This window comes from Streptomyces yongxingensis, from assembly GCF_055597465.1.
Genome location: NZ_CM145717.1, coordinates 7,672,522 through 7,689,997, shown reverse-complemented (window position 1 = coordinate 7,689,997; position 17,476 = coordinate 7,672,522). Strand labels below are relative to the sequence as shown.

16 protein-coding genes and 1 riboswitch are annotated in these 17,476 nt (G+C 73.0%); of the genes, 10 read left to right on the top strand and 6 right to left on the bottom strand.

Annotation, left to right across the window (positions count from 1 at the left end; translation table 11 throughout):
• Positions 1–37: 37 nt before the first annotated feature.
• Entirely contained in the window at positions 38–1,498 is a 1,461-nt protein-coding gene (locus ACZ6TD_RS32865) for an MFS transporter (RefSeq protein ID WP_471343989.1), read from the bottom strand.
• Positions 1,499–1,841: 343 nt separating this feature from the next.
• Between ACZ6TD_RS32865 and ACZ6TD_RS32860 the strand changes: the two genes are divergently transcribed.
• The 5 genes from ACZ6TD_RS32860 (at position 1,842) to ACZ6TD_RS32840 (ending at position 6,508) form a co-directional block, all read left to right on the top strand.
• The gene (locus ACZ6TD_RS32860) at positions 1,842–2,522 is read left to right on the top strand and encodes a class I SAM-dependent methyltransferase (RefSeq protein ID WP_471343987.1); all 681 of its coding nucleotides are present in this window, start codon (positions 1,842–1,844) and stop codon (positions 2,520–2,522) included.
• Positions 2,523–2,940: 418 nt separating this feature from the next.
• The gene (locus tag ACZ6TD_RS32855; protein WP_471343986.1) at positions 2,941–3,885 is read left to right on the top strand and encodes an N-acetylmuramoyl-L-alanine amidase; all 945 of its coding nucleotides are present in this window, start codon (positions 2,941–2,943) and stop codon (positions 3,883–3,885) included.
• Positions 3,886–4,047: 162 nt separating this feature from the next.
• A complete protein-coding gene (locus ACZ6TD_RS32850) occupies positions 4,048–4,890 on the top strand; it encodes a hypothetical protein (protein ID WP_471343985.1) in 843 nt (280 codons plus the stop codon).
• A 219-nt stretch (positions 4,891–5,109) separates the two neighbouring features.
• On the top strand, positions 5,110–6,120 hold the full coding sequence (locus tag ACZ6TD_RS32845; RefSeq protein WP_471343983.1) for an LLM class F420-dependent oxidoreductase: 1,011 nt from the start codon (positions 5,110–5,112) through the stop codon (positions 6,118–6,120).
• A 94-nt stretch (positions 6,121–6,214) separates the two neighbouring features.
• Entirely contained in the window at positions 6,215–6,508 is a 294-nt protein-coding gene (locus ACZ6TD_RS32840; protein ID WP_471343980.1) for a hypothetical protein, read from the top strand.
• 350 nt (positions 6,509–6,858) lie between these two features.
• Here the strand turns inward: ACZ6TD_RS32840 and ACZ6TD_RS32835 are convergent, their stop codons facing one another.
• From ACZ6TD_RS32835 to ACZ6TD_RS32825, 3 genes are all read right to left on the bottom strand, one after another.
• A complete protein-coding gene (locus ACZ6TD_RS32835) occupies positions 6,859–7,959 on the bottom strand; it encodes a prenyltransferase/squalene oxidase repeat-containing protein (protein WP_471343979.1) in 1,101 nt (366 codons plus the stop codon).
• Positions 7,956–8,690, bottom strand: coding sequence for a class I SAM-dependent methyltransferase (locus ACZ6TD_RS32830; RefSeq protein ID WP_471343977.1), 735 nt, complete (start codon positions 8,688–8,690; stop codon positions 7,956–7,958). Before ACZ6TD_RS32830 ends, ACZ6TD_RS32835 begins: the two co-directional genes overlap by 4 nt.
• Before the next feature lie 92 nt (positions 8,691–8,782).
• Positions 8,783–10,123, bottom strand: a complete 1,341-nt coding sequence (locus ACZ6TD_RS32825; RefSeq protein ID WP_471343974.1) for a glycosyltransferase family 4 protein — start codon at positions 10,121–10,123, stop codon at positions 8,783–8,785.
• Positions 10,124–10,517: 394 nt separating this feature from the next.
• Between ACZ6TD_RS32825 and ACZ6TD_RS32820 the strand changes: the two genes are divergently transcribed.
• Together ACZ6TD_RS32820 and ACZ6TD_RS32815 are read left to right on the top strand one after the other, a co-directional pair.
• On the top strand, positions 10,518–11,132 hold the full coding sequence (locus tag ACZ6TD_RS32820; RefSeq protein ID WP_471343972.1) for a TetR family transcriptional regulator: 615 nt from the start codon (positions 10,518–10,520) through the stop codon (positions 11,130–11,132).
• A 203-nt stretch (positions 11,133–11,335) separates the two neighbouring features.
• The gene (locus ACZ6TD_RS32815; protein WP_471343970.1) at positions 11,336–11,956 is read left to right on the top strand and encodes a response regulator transcription factor; all 621 of its coding nucleotides are present in this window, start codon (positions 11,336–11,338) and stop codon (positions 11,954–11,956) included.
• A gap of 93 nt (positions 11,957–12,049) precedes the next feature.
• On the opposite strand, the gene ACZ6TD_RS32810 is transcribed toward ACZ6TD_RS32815, so the two are convergent.
• Together ACZ6TD_RS32810 and ACZ6TD_RS32805 are read right to left on the bottom strand one after the other, a co-directional pair.
• Entirely contained in the window at positions 12,050–12,283 is a 234-nt protein-coding gene (locus tag ACZ6TD_RS32810; protein WP_037947116.1) for a ferredoxin, read from the bottom strand.
• Positions 12,283–13,749, bottom strand: coding sequence for an aldehyde dehydrogenase (locus ACZ6TD_RS32805; RefSeq protein ID WP_471343967.1), 1,467 nt, complete (start codon positions 13,747–13,749; stop codon positions 12,283–12,285). Before ACZ6TD_RS32805 ends, ACZ6TD_RS32810 begins: the two co-directional genes overlap by 1 nt.
• A gap of 167 nt (positions 13,750–13,916) precedes the next feature.
• On the opposite strand from ACZ6TD_RS32805, the gene ACZ6TD_RS32800 reads away from it, so the two are divergent.
• From ACZ6TD_RS32800 to ACZ6TD_RS32790, 3 genes are all read left to right on the top strand, one after another.
• Positions 13,917–14,969: an MBL fold metallo-hydrolase gene (locus ACZ6TD_RS32800; RefSeq protein ID WP_471343964.1), complete on the top strand. Its 1,053-nt coding sequence runs from the start codon at positions 13,917–13,919 to the stop codon at positions 14,967–14,969.
• Positions 14,970–15,073: 104 nt separating this feature from the next.
• On the top strand, positions 15,074–16,597 hold the full coding sequence (locus ACZ6TD_RS32795) for a cytochrome P450 (RefSeq protein WP_471343962.1): 1,524 nt from the start codon (positions 15,074–15,076) through the stop codon (positions 16,595–16,597).
• 41 nt (positions 16,598–16,638) lie between these two features.
• The gene (locus tag ACZ6TD_RS32790) at positions 16,639–17,202 is read left to right on the top strand and encodes a GNAT family N-acetyltransferase (protein WP_471343960.1); all 564 of its coding nucleotides are present in this window, start codon (positions 16,639–16,641) and stop codon (positions 17,200–17,202) included.
• 31 nt (positions 17,203–17,233) lie between these two features.
• Positions 17,234–17,308: riboswitch (cobalamin riboswitch) on the top strand.
• Positions 17,309–17,476: the final 168 nt, after the last annotated feature.

Here is a 17,476-nt window from a genome sequence, read left to right as displayed (position 1 = left end):
GGCCGGGGCGCCGAAGGCCCTGAGCGCGTCCATGAAGCTATGAGGAGCCGCGGGTGCACGTGACCGCGGGCGTCCGCGGCAGCAGGACGGCCATCAGCACCACCGCCGCCGCGATGATCCCGGTGGCCACGACGAAGGCATGGCCGTACCCGGCCGCGAGCGCCTCCGGTCCGGCCCCGCCGTGCGCCGCGATCCGCTCGGCCGCGACGGTGGCCAGCACGGTCAGGCCGAGCGCGCCGCCGATCTGCCGCGAGGTGTTGACCAGCCCGGACACCAGCCCCGCCTCGGAGGGGGCGGCGCCGGAGGTGGCGGAGGCGGCGAGCGGGGTCATCATCAGCCCGGACCCGAGGGACATGGTGATCGCGGGGCCCAGGACCGTCCCCACATAGGTGCCGTCGGCGCCCATCCGGCTCTGCCACGCGTAGCCGACGACGGCCAGCGAGCCGCCCGCGATCGCCAGCAGCTTGCCGTCCACCCGGGCCATCAGCCGGGGCGCGAGCTTCGAGCCGACGACGATCGACAGGCTGTGCGGGAGGAAGGCGAGCCCGGCCTTCACCGGGCTGAAGTGCAACACGTTCTGCAGGTAGAGCGACATGAGGTACCACATCGCGAACATGCCGCCGCCGCACACCACCATCACCGCGTTCGCCGCGGACACCGCCCGGATGCGGAACAGCCGCAGCGGCATCAGCGGCTCCCGCGTGCGCGCCTCGACGGCCACGAACACCGCGAGCAGCCCGAGCCCGGCGAGCAGCGGGCCGAGCGAGACGGCGGCGGTCCAGCCGTGCGGTTCGGTCTGCACGATGCCGTACGCGAGCGCCGCGACGCCCGCCGTGACCAGCACCGCGCCCGGTACGTCGAGCCGCCGTACCACCCCGGAGCGGCCCTCGGTCAGCCACACCGCCGCTGCCGCCAGCACCACGACCCCGACCGGCACGTTGACCAGCAGCACCCAGCGCCAGGACAGGTACTCGGTGAGCACACCGCCGACCAGCCCGCCCGCCGCGCCCCCGCCGGCGCCGACCGCCGTCCAGGTGCCGATGGCCCGGGTGCGGGCCGCGCCGGTCGGGAAGGTGGTGGTGAGGATGGTGAGGGTGGCCGGGGAGAGCACCGCCGCGCCGATGCCCTGCAGCGAGCGGGCGGCGATCAGCTGCCAGGGCTCCTGGGCGACGCCACCGGCCAGGCTGGCCGCGGTGAACAGCCCGAGCCCGGCGAGGAAGACCCGTTTGCGCCCGAAGAGATCGGCGGCGCGCCCGCCGAGCAGCAGGAACCCGGCGAAGGTGAGCGCGTAGGCGTTCACCACCCACTGCAGCGCGGTCTCGCCGAGCCCCAGGTCCGTACGCATCGACGGCAGCGCGACGTTCACCACCGAGACGTCGAGCACCACCAGGAACTGCCCGGCGCAGGCGGCCAGCAGGACCGCCCAGACCGGGGGCGAGGCGCGCGGGGTCCGGGCGGTGGCTGCGGTTTCCGAGGGGAGGGGCGATGGGGTGGACATGACGGCGATGCTCGCATCCGGAACCCGTCCTACGCATCGGCGTTTCTGCGCATTCGGGTAGGGCGCGGGACCTAGTGCCGCGTCAGCCAAGGTTTGCCCCGCTCGCCGCCCTGGCACGGCCATCTGCGGCGTTGCCGAACCGACCGAGTAGGCCCTCCCCCGGACTTCGTCCGGGCGGTGCCCCCTCGAGGCCGATTCGGCGCCTTGCAGCTGACCGCACCAGGACGCCTCGCTACCGGGCAAACCTTGACTGACGCGGCACTAGTACGTCCCCGGTGGGCACCCGTCGAGGGGCCGTGGCCCCGGGCGCCGCGGGCCGGTGGCGGTGCGGCAGGATGAGCGGGTGACTCAGTCTGCTGCCGCCGCCGCGCCCGCGGCCCCCGACCGCACCGTGCTCGACGCCTTCGAGGCGGCGAAGGGCTTCATGCCGCTGGACGAGGGGCTCGCCCTGTATGCCGCGGCCGTGCGGGCGGCGGCGCCGGGGCTGCCGCTGGTGGAGGTCGGCACGTACTGCGGGCGCTCCACCATCCTGCTGGCCGACGCCGCGCGCGCGGCGGGGACGGTCGCCGTGACCGTGGACCACCACCGGGGCTCCGAGGAGCAGCAGCCGGGCTGGGAGTACCACGACCCGGAGGTGGTCGACCCCGAGGTCGGGCGGATGGACACGCTGCCCACCTTCCGCCGCACCCTCCACCGGGCGGGCCTCGAGGACCACGTCATCGCCATGGTCGGGCGGTCCCCGCAGGTCGCGGCGGTGTGGGGGAAGCCGGTCGGGCTGGTGTTCATCGACGGCGGGCACACCGACGAGCATGCGAGCGCGGACTACGAGGGCTGGGCGCCCCATGTCGCGCCGGACGGGCTGCTGGTGATCCACGACGTCTTCCCCGACCCGGCCGACGGCGGCCAGGCGCCGTACCGGATCTACCGCCGCGCGCTCGCCTCCGGCGCGTTCACCGAGGTCTCCGCCACCCGTTCACTCCGCGTCCTCCGCCGCACCGCGGCCGCCACCGGCCCCGGGGCCTGAGGCGCGGCCGCCCCGCCCGCCTGATCACGAGCACGCGGCCGGGCCGCCCGCCTTGTCCCGCCGCCGCCCGCCCCCGGCAACAGACAGCGGCCGACACCCCCGCATCTGGCGGCAGATGGCGGCCGATGCCCCGCCCCCGGCGGCAGACGGCAACCGACACCCCGCCCCGGCAACAGGCGGCGGCCGATGCTCCCGTCCCCCACGGAGGCATCCGCGGCGAGCGCGCCCGTGCGGCCGGGGCCTGCCGGAAGGCCGGCGGCCGCCGCGCCCGGTGACAGCGTGCGGCGCCCGCCCCGGCCGGGGCGGCGCCCGGCCGCCTGGCCGCCCGGGCCGGGCGGCCAGGCCCGCCGGGGCCGCCACCCGTCCGGTGCCCGCCCGGCGCCCCAGGCGTATCGGCCGGGCCGCTACCATCGCCCGCGTGTCCAACGGCAGCTTCTTTCCAGAGCCCGGTCGCCGCGGCGGCACCCTCGCCATCGTCCTGGTGGCGCTGATACCGGCCTGCTTCGTCGGCTGGCTGCTGTGGAGTTCCCTGGGCGGTTCGAAGGACAACGGCGCGGGCGGGGCGAGCGGGCCCACGACCTCCTCGACGTCCTCCCCGCCGCCCCCGTCGTCCGGCACGTCCGCCCCGTCCTCACCGCCCGCCTCAGCCGGGGAGTCCGGAAAGCCCGGAGAGACCGGAGAGACCGGAGAGCCCCTCAAGGGGAAGGTCGTGGTGATCGACCCCGGTCACAATCCGCACAACCGCGACCATCCCTCGCGGATCGCCCGGCTCGTGGACATCGGCACCGAGAAGAAGGAGTGCGACACCACGGGCACGGCCACCAACTCCGGCTACCCCGAGGCGTCCTTCACCCTCGATGTGGCGCGCCGCGCCCGCACCCTGCTCGAAGCGCGCGGCGCCACGGTGCGGTTCACCCAGGACGGCGACCGGCCGTACGGGCCGTGCGTGGACGAGCGCGCGGAGATCGGCAACAAGGCCCACGCCGACGCCGTGGTCTCCGTGCACGCGGATGGCGCGGCCGCCGGGGAGCGCGGCTTCCATGTGATCCTGCCCAAGTCCGTACGGGGCGGCGGCGCGGACACCTCCGCCATCACCGCGCCCTCCCGCCGGCTCGGCGAGCGGCTGCGCGGCGCGTTCGCCGAGGCCACCGGCAGCGCGCCCGCGCAGTACATCGGCGACGGCAGCGGGTTGGACGTCCGGGGCGACCTGGGCGGGCTCAACCTCTCCACCGTTCCCAAGGTGTTCATCGAGTGCGGCAACATGCGCGACTCCCAGGACGCCTCCGAACTGACCGACACGGCGTGGCGCGAGCGCGCGGCGCGCGGTATCGCACAGGGCATTACGGACTTCTTGAACGAGTAGCGCCGCCACAACCGAACGGGAGGTCACGACCGGGATACCGATGGGACACCCCCGGTCTCCGCAGGCGGATTCACCCGTACGATGGGGCCCACCCCCGACGCCTTCGCGCTATCGCGCCTGGCGGCAGCGCTCGTACAGACGAAACCGACAAAGGACCTCACGTTGAACATCCGCTCGCTCACTCGAGGCGACGGCGTGGTGATCGGAGCAGCGGTGTTGCTGTTCATCGCCTCCTTCCTCGACTTCTACACCATCGACTGCGGCGGTAACAGCAGCTTCTGCAAGGACGCCGGTGAGAACGGATGGAAGTCCGACTTCTTCCCCGTACTGCCGTCGATCTTCCTGGCCGGTGTGATCGCCGCGGCGCTCATCGTCTCCGCACGTTTCCAGCCCGCGGGCCGCAACCTCTTCGGGCTCTCGCTCGACCAGTGGGGCTCGGCGCTCGCGGTCTTCGCGGCCTGGAGCTCGCTGTGGACGATCATCGGTGGCCCGGAGGGAGTCGACAAGGGCGTCGGGCAGATCCTCGGCCTGATCGCCACCCTGGCGATGGCGGCCGTCGCGCTGCTCACCCAGCGCGTCCCGGCTCTCAAGGCCCCGCTGATGAACGCCTCCGCTCCGGCCCCGGCCCCGTACGGCGCCCAGGGCCCGCAGCCGGGCTACGGCTACCCGGGTCCGGGCGGTGCCCAGCCCGGCGCCCCCGCGCCGTACGGCACCCCCCAGCCCGGCCAGCCCGGCCAGCCGCAGCCCGGCCAGTCCTTCGGCGGTCAGCAGTCTCCGGCCCCCACCCCGCCGGCCGCGGGTGGCGGGGACTTCGCCCCGTTCTGGTTCGCGGTGCCGGTGGCCCGTCCGCTGTACGCGGAGGACGGCTCCTCGAGCACCATCGCCGAACTGGCCCCCGGCACCTGGTACCTCGCGGTGGAGCAGCGCGGTCAGGCGCTGGTCGCCCAGACGCAGGACGGCCGCCGCGGTGTGCTGCAGGACACCACGGGGATCCAGCGCGGCTGACCCGCGTGTGCGCGTCGCGTGATACGCGGACGCGCATGGCATGACGTGCCCGGGTGCGTCGCATGACGCGCCCACGGCCCCTCGCCCGCATACGCTCGGGCGAGGGGCCGTTGCCATGTGCGGCCCCGGCCCGTACAGTCCGGCCGGTGTGCGTGCGGCTGACGTGCCGTCAGCCGCCGTTCTCCACCTGTCACTGTCCGGCGGAACGAGGGGGCTTCCATGCGGCTCGGCCTGGCGCTCGGCTACTGGGGCCGTGGCCCCGACCCCCGCCATCTGGAACTCGCCCAGGAGGCGGAGCGGCTGGGCTACCACTCGGTGTGGACCGCCGAGTCCTGGGGCTCGGACGCCTTCACCCCGCTCACCTGGCTCGCCGCCCACACCACCCGGATCGCGCTCGGCACGGCGGTGGCGCAGATGGCCGCCCGCACCCCCACCGCCACCGCGATGCAGGCGCTCACCCTGGACCACCTCTCCGGCGGCCGGATGATGCTGGGGCTGGGGCTGTCCGGGCCGCAGGTGGTCGAGGGCTGGTACGGACGCCCGTTCCCCAAGAGCCCGCTGACGGCGACCCGGGAGTATGTCGAGGTCATCCGGCAGGTGCTGAACCGCGAGGCGCCGGTGCGGCTCGACGGGCGCTACCACCCGCACCCCTACGCCGGGCCGGACGCCACCGGCCTCGGCAAGCCCCTCAAGCCCATCGTCCATCCGCTGCGCGCCGACCTCCCGGTGCTGCTCGGGGCGGAGGGGCCCAAGAACATCGCCCAGACCGTGCGCATCGCCGACGGCTGGCTGCCGCTGTACTGGTCGCCGTCGCGGACGGAGCTCTACCGGGCGACGCTGGCCGACGCCCGGGACGGCTTCATGGTGGCGCCGATGACACAGGTGCGGGTGTGCGCCGATGTGGCGGAGGGGCTGAAGCCGGTCAAGGCGATGCTCGGCTTCTACATCGGCGGAATGGGCCACGCGGCCCGGAACTTCCACGCCGACCTGATGGCCCGCTTCGGCTACGAGGCCGAGGCGCGCCGGGTGCAGGAGCTGTTCCTGGCGGGGCGGCGCGCGGAGGCGATCGAGGCGGTGCCGGACGCCTTCGCCGATGAGATCTCGCTGGTCGGGCCGCGCGAGCGGATCGCGGAGCGGCTGGAGTTGTGGCGCAAGGGCCCGATCACGGATCTGCTGGCGCTGGCACCGGACCTCCGGACGCTGCGGGTGCTGGCGGAGTTGGCGGGCTGAATCGCCTCGTACGCGGTCCTAGCGACCCGACCGCCTCGTACGGGTGTGCGGGCGCGCTGGGTTTGGCTCCGCTTCGGGCGGCAACACGTGATGCATGTCACGAAGTTATCGCCACGGAAGCAACCAGGCGGCGACCGTCGTGGCGGTCGTCGCGGACGTCATGGCCGTGATCCTCGGCCTCTGGATCCTGTTCGCCCTGCTCGACGCCAATCGCGCCAACGACCTCGTCACGGTGGTCCACGACGCGGCGAGGTGGCTCGCGGGCTGGTCCCATGACCTCTTCACGATGGACACGGACTGGCTCCGGACCGTCCTCAACTACGGCCTCCCGGCCGTGGTGTACCTCTTCATCGGCCACGCCATCGCCGGACGGCTCCGCCGCGGCTAGGCACGCCCGCGGCGGCCCTTTCCCCTCCCCGCCCTTCCCACAACTGGGGCTGAAGCCCCAGACCCCGGGGTAGCGCCCCAACCTGCCGCCGATGGCTCCGCCGGACACCCGTAGGCTGCGGCCGGGTGCGCGCCCCGAAGGGGCGCGGGGAACTGCGCGACCAGCCACGACGCCGTCGCGGATGATCGACGGCGTGGCGAGGCACTTCCTCGACATGCGGCTCCGCCGCGTGGCAGAGCTCCGCCCTGCACCCCAGGGGGCTGGGGCTTCAGCCCCAGTTTCGGGAAGGGGCGGGTAGGGGAACAGCCCGCCGCAGGCGCCAAGACCCGCCGGCCACCGCCAGAAGGACCCTAGCCGCAGCAGTCCGAGTCCAGCCCACGCGGCAGGCCCTCGCCGCCGAAGACGGCCGTGGTCGCCTCGTCGCCGCCCAGCGCCGCCACGGCGAGCAGCAGCGACCCGGCCGTCCAGGTGGTGCGCTCCTCCGGCCAGACCGCGTCGTCCTCGAAGACGTAGCCGGTCCAGTACATGCCGTCCTCGGCGCGCAGCGTCGGCTGGATCCACCGCAGGATGTCCACCGCGCGGTCGGACTCCCCCATCACCCAGAGCGCGAGCGCCAGTTCGCAGCTCTCGCCGCCGGTGACCCAGGGGTTGGGCGAGACACAGCGCACCCCGAGCCCGGGGACCACGAAGCGGTCCCAGCCCTCCTCGATGCGCTCCTTGGCGGCGGCGCCGGTGACCGCGCCGCCGAGGACCGGGTAGTACCAGTCCATCGAGTAGCGGTGCTTGTCCAGGAACCGCTCGGGGTGGTGGCGTATGGCATGGCCGAGCAGCCCGGCCGACAGCTCCCAGTCGGGCTGGGGCTCCTCGCGGTGCTCCGCGATGGCCAGGGCGCAGCGCAGCGCCTGGTAGACGGAGGAGGAGCCGGTCAGCAGGGCGTCGGGGTCGACGGTGCCGTCGGCGCGGTGCCGCCAGCCGATCTGGCCGCCGCTCTGCTGCAGTCCGAGCACGAACTCGACGGCGGCGAAGACGGTGGGCCAGATCTGGTCGAGGAAGGCGTCGTCGCCCGTGGAGAGGTAGTGGTGCCAGGCGCCGACCGCCACGTAGGCGCAGAAGTTGGACTCCCGGCCGCGGTCGGTGGGGTCGGTCGCGGCCACGCCGTCCGGGGTGTCGGGGTAGGCCGCGTACCACGAGCCGTCGGGGTTCTGGTGCCGGGCCAGCCAGCGGTAGGCGGCCGTGGCGCGCTCGTGCTCGCCCGCCGCGTCCAGCGCCATCGCGGACTCGATGTGGTCCCAGGGGTCGAGGTGGTGGCCGCGGAACCACGGGATGGCGCCGTCCGCGCGCTGGACGGCGGCGATGCCCTCGACCGTGCGCAGCACCTGCTCGGGGCTGAGCACCCCGGGCAGCGCGAGCCGTTCGGTGCGGGGGCCGGGGCGCGGTCCGAGCGCCGTCACGCCCGCTCCTCACGCGGGGCGTGGGGCTTGGTCGCGTACGCCACGAAGCTCTTGCCGATGACGGGGTTCAGGGCGCGCTCGGCGAGCCGCGTGGCCAGTGGCTTCTTCATGATGTCCCACACCAGTAGCTGGTGGTACGCGCGCACCGGCAGCGCCTTGTCGTTGTCCACCCCGAAGGCGCACTTGAGCCACCAGTAGGGGCTGTGCAGCGCGTGGGCGTGGTGGGTGCCGTACGGCCGCAGCCCGGCCTCGCGCATCTTCTCCAGCAGCTCGTCGGCGCGGTAGATGCGGATGTGGCCGCCCTCGACCTCGTGGTAGGCGTCCGACAGCGCCCAGCAGACCTTCTCCGGGCCGTAGCGCGGCACGGTGACGGCGATCCGGCCGCCGGCCTTGAGCACCCGCACCATCTCGGCGAGCACGCCCTTGTCGTCGGGTATGTGCTCCATCACCTCGGAGATGATGACCACGTCGAAGCTGTCGTCGGGGAAGGGCAGGGCGAGGGCGTCGCCCTCCATGGCGGTGGCCGTGGCGCCCGCCGGGGCCTCACCGGCCTCCTTCATGGCGGCGAACCACTTGGCCACCTCGCGTATCTCCTCGCCGTTGCGGTCGAGCGCCACGACCTGGGCGCCGCGCCGGTAGCACTCGAAGGCGTGCCGGCCGGCGCCACAGCCGAGGTCGAGGACGCGATCGCCGGGGGCGAGGGGGAAGCGGGAGAAATCGACGGTCAGCACGGGGGTCTGCTTTCGTCCGGCGGATTCGTGAGGCGGGAGAGGTCGGGGGGCGGGAGGCGTCGGGAGAGGCAGAAGTCGGGCGGGGCGGGGGCTCAGCGGCGGGCGGCGGTCCGCGCGGAGGCCCCGATGGCCTGGCGGTACTGCTCGACGGTGCCGCGGGCGGCCTGCTCCCAGGTGAAGCGCCGCAGCACCCGTTCCCGGCCGGCCGCGCCCAGCCGCCGTCTGAGGTCGGCGTCGCCCAGCAGCCGGGTCAGGGCGGCGGCGAGCGCGTCGGCGTCGCCGGGCGGTACGGCCAGACAGGTCTCGCCGTCGACCCCGGCGACCTCGGGTATCGCGCCGCCGGTGGTGGCGACCAACGGAGTACCGGTGGCCATGGCCTCGGCGGCGGGCAGCGAGAACCCCTCGTACAGCGAGGGCACACAGGCGATCTGGGCGCCGCGCACCAGGTCCACCAGTTCGGCGTCGCTGATGCCCTTGACGAACTCGACGGCGTCCTCGAGCCCGTGGCGCGCCATGGTGCCGGCCACCGGCCCCTCCTGCGGCCGCTTGCCGACGACGACCAGATGCGCGTCGGGGTTCTCGGTGCGGACCTTGGCGAGCGCCTCGATCAGATACACCAGGCCCTTGAGCGGCACATCCGCGCTGGAGGTGGTGACGATGCGGCCGGGGGTCTCCGGGACGGCGGGGTCGGGCGAGAACAGGCCGGTGTCCGCGCCGATGTGCACCACATGGATCCGGTCCGGCCGCACCCCGAGGTCCTCCACGATCTCCCGGCGGGAGGAGCCGGAGACGGTGAGCACCGAGGGCAGCCGCCGGGCCACCCGCTTCTGCATCCGAGTGAAGCCGTACCAGCGGCGCACGGAGAACCGGCGCTTCCAGCCGTCGGCGGCGTCCATCTCCAGTCGGCGGTCGACGGTGATCGGGTGGTGGATGGTGGTCACCAGCGGGAAGCCGAGCTTCTCCAGGCCCAGCAGCCCGTAACCCAGGGTCTGGTTGTCGTGGACGACGTCGAACTGGCCCGCGCGCGCGGCGAGATGGCGGCGGGCGCGCAGACTGAAGGTGAGCGGCTCGGGGAAGCCGCCGGTCCACATGGTGGAGACCTCCAGGGCGTCGATCCAGTCCCGGTACTCCTCCCGCCGGGGGGTGCGGAACGGGTCGGGCTGGCGGTAGAGGTCCAGGCTGGGCAGCTCGGTGAGGGTGACGCCCGCCTCGGCGTCGAGCACCGGATACGGCTGGGCGCCGATGACCTCGACGGTGTGGCCGAGCCGGGCGAGTTCGCGGGAGAGATGGCGCACATAGACGCCCTGGCCCCCGCAGAATGGATTCCCCTTGTAGCTGAGCAGCGCGATGCGCAGCGGACGTTCCTCGGTGGCGGTGGGGGGCGCTGCTCGATCCGGGTCGACCCCGGTCTCCTGCGCGGCCTCTGCGGTCACTCGCGCCCCCTCCTTGGTGCAGTTCAGCGGGAGCGTATCCGCTTCCGTTTATCTAGAACAAGTTTCACTAGCGCATCCCCTGAGGAGTCACGAAGATACCTGCCCCGGACGACCTCTCCAGGGCCGGGGCAGGTGATCCCTACCACTCGGTAGCCGGGCCCCGAGGAGAAGTTGACGACGGGGGTGTGCACCGGGTGCGCCCCCGCCGTCGACGCGGCCGCGGGCGCCGCTCGACAGCAACCTGCCTCAACTGCGCGGACACGGGCGCTTCGAGGAGGACCCGCGCTAGCCTAGAACGAGTTCCAGTGACTCGCAGGCCCGGGACGGTCCTGCCATCATGCACGATGTCCGCTTGTCGCCGACCCGCAGACGCAACACATTCGAAGTGGGACAAATGACCGCAGAAGTCAAGCCGGCCGCCCTGCAGCTGACCGAGCGGCAGGAAGCGCGCCGCCGGCGCATCCTGCACGCCAGCGCCCGGCTGGCCAGCCGGGGCGGCTTCGACGCGGTCCAGATGCGCGAGGTCGCGGAGAACTCCGGGGTGGCGCTCGGCACCCTCTACCGCTACTTCCCCTCCAAGGTCCATCTGCTGGTCGCCACAATGCAGGATCAGCTCCAGCACATGCACGAGACGCTGCGCAAGCGGCCGCCGACCGAGGAGGAGCCGGCCGCCCGGGTCGCCCAGACGCTGATGCGCGCCTTCCGCGCGCTGCAGCGCGAACCCCATCTGGCCGACGCGATGGTGCGCGCGCTCACCTTCGCCGACCGGTCGGTCAGCCCGGAGGTGGACACGGTCTCCCGGCTCACCACCGCGATCATCCTCGACGCGATGGGCCTGGACGAGGCTCCGACCGCCGATCAGCTCTCGGCGGTCCGCGTCATCGAGCACACCTGGCATTCGGCGCTGATCACCTGGCTCTCGGGGCGTGCCTCGATCGCCCAGGTCAAGATCGACATCGAGACCGTATGCCGTCTGATCGACCTCACGGCCCCCGCCCCGGCCCGGTAGCCGGGCGGACGGCACATCGGGGGCGCATGCGCCAATTCCTGCGCCCCTTCGAGCCTCTGGACCTGGTTTATGCGCCCTCGCGCCCCCCATTGGCTCAAATTCCGCGTTCACGCCCTGCCCAATCCCGGTATTCATGAACGGCGCGCGACAGAGCGACAACGGCGCGCGACGAGAGAACCGCATCGTGGGGGGTGGAGAAGTTCGTGATCCGGTTACTTCTGGTACACGAGTCAGGGTTGCTGCGATCGGCCCTGGCATCCGTGATAGGGGCCGAACCAGACATCGAGGCGGCCGCGTGCTCCTGGCGCGACGCGCGTAGCAGAGCTCGTTCCTTACAGCCGCAGGTGTGCGTGGTGGACACGGACTGCCCGGTGGCCGTCAAGGCGGCCCGCAAGGGCGAGTGGGGGAAGTTCGTGGCCGCGGCCTCTCGGGAGGGTGGGGACTGCGGACTGCTGGTGCTGGTCAACTCGGAGCGGCCGGGTCCGCTGCGCCGCGCCCATGAGGCCCATGCGCTCGGCTACGTCGACAAGGACGCCCCGCCGCAGCGGCTGATCGAGGCCATCCGGCAGGTGGCGAAGAAGGAGCGCTACGTCGACGACGCGCTCGGCTACGGCTTCCTCCAGGCGGCCAAGATCCCGCTGACCGAGCGCGAGCTGGGCGTGCTGTCGCTGGCCGCCGACGGCGCCTCCATACCGGAGATCGCCCGTACGCTGCATCTGTCCACCGGGACGATCCGCAACTACCTGGCCGCGATCACCCGGAAGACCGGGGCGCGCAACCGCGTGGACGCCATACGGATATCGCAGGGCGAGGGCTGGGTCTGATGTCGCGGTACGAGGGCTGATGTCTCCGAGTCCGGCCCCGGGCCCGTAAGCGCCCACGGCGGCTTCCGCCCCGGCGGGCGGCGGCCAGGAGAGCTACTCATCGGGGGGAAATACCTGTTCACCGGTTTCCGACAGCCGGATGGCGATCGCCTCGACCGGGCAGCCCTCGGCCGCCGCGAGCACCGCCTCGGAAGCATCGGCCTCCGTCTCGACCGGATGCGACTGCCGCGCCCCGTCGAGCCGGAAGCCTCCGGGGGCGGTGCTCACGCACATCCCCGAGCCGATGCACACGCCGCGGTCCACCTCGATCCGCCAGCGGTCGCCCATCAGCTCGGCTCCCCGTCCCAGCCCTGGGGCAGGTGGATCATCTTGTGCTCGAGATACGCGGAGAACCCCTCCGGGCCGAACTCCCTGCCCAGACCGGAGTTCTTGTAGCCGCCGAACGGCCCGAGCATGTCGAGGCTGAAGGTGTTGACCGAGTAGGTGCCGGTGCGGACGCGCCGTGCGAAGTCGATGCCGTGCCCCACGTCCGCCGTCCAGACGGAGCCGGACAGCCCGTAGTCGGAGTCATTGGCGATCCGGGCCGCCTCCTCCTCGTCCCCGTACGGCAGCAGGCAGATCACCGGACCGAAGATCTCCTCACGGGCGATCCGCATGTCGTTGCCGACGTCGCCGAAGAGCGTGGGCTCCACGTACCAGCCGGTTTCCTGGGCCTCCGGACGGCCGCCGCCGGTCAGCACCTTGGCGCCCTCCCGCTGCCCCAGCGCGATGTAGTCCAGCGACCGGCGCTGCTGCCGCCGCGCCACCAGCGGCCCGACCTGGGTGGCCGGATCCAGCGGGTCGCCGACGACCAGGGCGGAGGCGGCGGCCGCGAACCGCTCGGCGATCTCGTCGTAGAGGGCGCGCGGCGCGAGGATCCGGGTCTGGGCCACACACGCCTGTCCGTTGTTCATCCAGGCGTTGGGCACGATCCCGGCGACGGCCGCCTCCAGGTCCGCGTCCGGCAGGATCACCGCGGCCGACTTGCCGCCCAGCTCCAGTGTGACCCGGGTCAGATGGCGCGAGGCCACCTCCATCACCCGCTTGCCGGCCGCCACCGAGCCGGTGAACGACACCTTGTCCACGCCCGGGTGACCGACCAGGTACTCGCTGACCTCGCGGTCGGCCGGAAGGATCGACAGCACCCCCTCGGGCAGCCCCGCCTCGGCCGCGATCTCCGCCAGGATGTAGGAGTCCAGCGGCGTCTCTGGCGACGGCTTGAGGATCACCGAGCACCCCGCGAGCAGCGCGGGCGCCAGCTTCGCGGCCGCCACGAACTGCGGTACGTTCCACGGCACCACGGCCGCGACCACCCCGACCGGCTCCCGCCGCACCAGCAGCGGGCCGAGCACCCCGGCCCGCCGCTCCTCGTAGACGAAGTCGCGGGCCACGGTGATGGCCGCGTCCCACACCATCATCGCGCCGAGCGCCTGGGCGAGGACGCTCCAGGAGTACGGGGAGCCGTTCTGCGCGCTGATGACCCGGGCGATCTCCTCATGGCGTACGGCGATGGCGTCCTTGATCCGGGCGACCACCGCGATCCGCTCGTCCAGGCTCGTCCGGGCCCAGGGGCCCTCGTCGAACGCCGTCCGCGCCGCCGCGACCGCCCGGTCCACATCGGCGCGGGAGGCGTGCGGCACCCGGCCGATGACCTGCTCGGTGTGCGGCGAGACGACCTCGATGGTGTCCTCGCCCGCCGGATCGGCCAGCGCGCCGCCGATGAAGAGCTGCCCGTGCTCGATGAGGTCGTCCATCGCTGATGCCTTCCGGCCGATGACTGAGGGGTACGTCCGACTGAGAGGTACGTCCGCCGGGCCCGCCCGGGGGCCGTGGGCCGCGTACGAATATCTGACGCTGCATCAGAACTGATACCAGTTCTCGCTATAGTGGGCAATGCTTGTGTCGAGGAGAGGGGGAGCCGATGGCGCAGGTGACGCGGGTGACCGACCATGGCGGCGGAGTGTGGAGCATCCCGGTCCCGATCCCCGACAACCCGCTCGGGCACACCCTGGTCCACCTCCTCGACACCGACCGCGGCCCGGTCCTGATCGACACCGGCTGGGACGACCCCACGGCCTGGGACACCCTCACCGCCGGGCTCGCCGCGTGCGGCGCCTCCGTCGCCGATGTCCACGGCGTCCTCGTCACCCATCACCACCCCGACCACCACGGGCTGTCCGGCCAGGTGCGGGAGGCGTCCGGAGCGTGGATCGCCATGCACGCCGCCGACGCCCAGGTCGTCCGGCGCACCCGTGAGGCCGAGCCCTCCCGCTGGCTGGACTACCTGGAGGAGAAGCTCGGCGCGGCCGGGGCGCCCGAGGAGCATCTGGCCCCGCTGCGCGCCACCCGCGCGGCCGGCCGCACGGACCTCCCCGGGCAGCGGGCCGCGCTCCCCGACCGCGAGATCGTCCCCGGCGAGCTCCTCGAGCTGCCGGGCCGCCGGCTGCGCGCCATCTGGACCCCCGGCCACACCCCCGGCCATGTCTGCCTCCACCTCGAAGAGGCCCATCCGGCGGCCGGGGAGGGACTGCCCGGCCATGGCCGCCTGTTCTCCGGTGACCATCTGCTGCCCGAGATCAGCCCCCATATCGGGCTCTACGAGGACCCCGACGACGCGACCGTCACCGACCCGCTCGGCGACTACCTCGACTCCCTCGAACGCGTCGCCGCCCTCGCCCCCGCCGAGGTGCTCCCCGCCCACCAGTACGCCTTCACCGACGCCCCGGCGCGGGTGCGGGCGCTGCTGCGCCACCACGAGGAGCGGCTGGCCGGGCTGCTGGCGCTGCTCACCACCCCGCTCACCCCGTGGCGGCTCGCCGAGGCCATGGAGTGGAACCGTCCGTGGGAGCAGATCCCCTTCGGCTCCCGCAATATCGCGGTCTCGGAGGCGGAGGCGCATCTGCGCCGGCTGGTGAAGCTGGGCAGGGCCGAAGCGGTGCCGGACAGCGATCCCGTGATGTACCAAGCGATTTGAGTGACGCCTGGGGTGCCGGTCCGACCAACCGGAAGCTAGCCTTACCGGCCTGGCGCACACACCCGGACACACCCCCGTGACAGCCCGTATCAGCAGGAGCATGCGTGACGAGCCCCACCCGCGATTCCGCCCCGACACCAGGTCCGACGGCCGAGCCGACGCCACCCCCGGGCTGCCCCGCGCACTCCGGCCAGGCCCCGGCCGGGGCAGGGCTCGAGTCGCTGCACAGCCCCGAGTTCGCCGCCGACCCGGCCGCCACGTACGCCCGCCTGCGGGATCACGGACGCATCGCGCCCGTGGAGCTGGCGCCCGGCGTCCCCGTCTCGCTCGTCACCAGCTATCAGACCGCGCTGGACATCCTGCGCAGCCCCGAGACGTTCTCCAAGGACGCGCGCCACTGGCAGGCGCTCACCGACGGCACCATCCCCATGGACAACCCCGTGGTGCCGATGATGATGTACCGGCCGAACGCGCTGTGCAGCGACGGCGAGGAGCATCACCGGCTGCGCTCGGCGATCTCCGACACCCTCGACCGGCTGGACATCCACGCGCTGCGCCGCTACGTGGAGCGGAGTGCCGACTTCCTCATCGACCTCTTCGGCCCCAAGGGCGAGGCCGATCTGCTCAAGGAGTACTCCGCCCGGCTCCCCCTGCTCGTCTTCAACCAGCTCTTCGGCTGCCCGCCCGAGCTGAGCGACAACCTCGTCCGGGCGCTCTCGGCGCTCTTCGACGTCACCGAGGACTCCGAGGCGGCCAACGCGCTCCTCGCGGAGACCCTCTTCCAGCTCATCGCCCTCAAGCGGGAGAATCCGGGCCCGGACATGACGTCCTGGCTGATCGCCCACCCCGCCGAGCTCACCGACGAGGAGCTGATCCACCAGATCGTCGTCCTCGTCGGCGCGGGCACCCAGCCCCAGCAGAACCTGATCTGCAACGGGCTGCTGCTCCTGCTGTCCGACGAACGGTTCCGGGGCGATATCGCGGGCGGCACCATGCTGATCGAGGACGCGCTCAACGAGGTGCTGTGGAAGGACCCGCCGCTGGCCAACTTCTGCGTCCACTACCCGCGCCATGACGTCACGGTCGACGGACACCGGCTGCCCAAGGGCGACCCCGTCGTCATCAGCCTCGCGGCCGCGAACAACGACCCGTATCTGCTGTCGAACCGGCGTGGCAACCGGGCGCATCTGGCGTGGAGCGCGGGCCCGCACACCTGCCCCGCGAAGGACCCGGCGCAACTGATCGCCTCCGTCGCCGTCGAGAAGCTGCTCGACCGGCTGCCCGATCTCGAACTGGCCGTTCCCGCCGAGCGGTTGGAGTGGCGGCCCGGCCCCTTCCACCGGGCCCTGGCCGCGCTGCCGGTGCGCTTCCCGCGGACGGCCGCCAAGTCCGATGAGGCGCTGGCCGAGATGGCGGCGGCGGCGACCGCGGCCATCTCGGGGGCCGTGGGCAGGACGCCCCCGGTCGCCCGGGCGGATGCCCCGGGCGAGGGTCCCGGAGAGACCGCGCCGTCGGCGGACACCGCGTCCACCACCACGGAGCCGGAACCGGAGCCCGAATCCGGCGCCGAGCACGAGGCCCGGCGCCGCTGGTGGAAGTCCCTGGCCCAGTGGTGGCGCCGCGGATAGCGGATTGCCCGGTGGCGCCCTGCCGCGTAGCGTCGCGGCGCATGACCCCGACGCTGCGCACCGCGCGCCTGCTGCTCGAGCCGTACCGGCCCGAGGACGAGGACGCCTTCGTGGCGCTGTTCCAGGACCGGCGGGTGCGCCGCTGGCTCGGGGACGGCAGGCTCGCCCCGGAGGCGGAGGACCGGGCGCTGTTCGGGCGGATCTTCACCAAGGTCTACGCCCGGCGGCTGTTCGACGTGTGGGCCGTCCGCGAGGACGGCCGGTACGTCGGCCACGCGGAGATCAAGCCGACCGAGGTCGTCGGCGGCCACGAGATCGTCTACGCGCTGGCGCCGGAGGCGTGGGGGCGCGGTCTGGGGACGGAGTTGACCGAGGCGGTCGTCGGCCACGGCTTCGGCGCGCTCGGGCTGAGCGAGGTGCACGCCACGGTCATGGCGGCCAACGAGGCGTCGCTGACCCTGCTCACCCGGCTCGGCTTCGCACACCGCCGTGATATCGAGGAGGACGACGGCACGACGACCCGCTGTCTCAGCGTCGTACGAGGAGACCGCGCTCGGGGGCGCGAGCGGTGGGCGGCTGAAGGCGCCCGACAAGTCGGCGGATAAGCTGTCCGTAAACTTCATACGCGTCCGATCGGGGGAAGCCGGTGCGATTCCGGCGCTGACCCGCAACCGTGAGCGCGCCCTGCGGGGCGTACGAGCCGGAACACCCGGGCGGGCGCGACGACGCAGGCTCCCGCCGCCGGACGACCGGTGGCGGCACCGTCGAGGTATGCGGAGCTGAGCCGGGTGCCAGGCGTGCCGCGGAGCGTTCCGCGTGCGGCGCGGCTGGACGGCCGTGCGCGGCTGCGTGCGCCCGTCCACCGACCGAGAGGCACCA

What these genes read in the sequence shown, in the direction of transcription:
- ACZ6TD_RS32810 (WP_037947116.1), bottom strand. Translation starts at nt 12,283, where the DNA reads ATGGGCGACCGCTGGCGGATCGAGGTGGACCGCGGCGTGTGCATCGGC.
- ACZ6TD_RS32865 (WP_471343989.1), bottom strand. Translation starts at nt 1,498, where the DNA reads ATGTCCACCCCATCGCCCCTCCCCTCGGAAACCGCAGCCACCGCCCGG.
- ACZ6TD_RS32820 (WP_471343972.1), top strand. Translation starts at nt 10,518, where the DNA reads ATGACCGCAGAAGTCAAGCCGGCCGCCCTGCAGCTGACCGAGCGGCAG.
- ACZ6TD_RS32840 (WP_471343980.1), top strand. Translation starts at nt 6,215, where the DNA reads ATGTCACGAAGTTATCGCCACGGAAGCAACCAGGCGGCGACCGTCGTG.
- ACZ6TD_RS32845 (WP_471343983.1), top strand. Translation starts at nt 5,110, where the DNA reads ATGCGGCTCGGCCTGGCGCTCGGCTACTGGGGCCGTGGCCCCGACCCC.
- ACZ6TD_RS32800 (WP_471343964.1), top strand. Translation starts at nt 13,917, where the DNA reads ATGGCGCAGGTGACGCGGGTGACCGACCATGGCGGCGGAGTGTGGAGC.
- ACZ6TD_RS32790 (WP_471343960.1), top strand. Translation starts at nt 16,639, where the DNA reads ATGACCCCGACGCTGCGCACCGCGCGCCTGCTGCTCGAGCCGTACCGG.
- ACZ6TD_RS32805 (WP_471343967.1), bottom strand. Translation starts at nt 13,749, where the DNA reads ATGGACGACCTCATCGAGCACGGGCAGCTCTTCATCGGCGGCGCGCTG.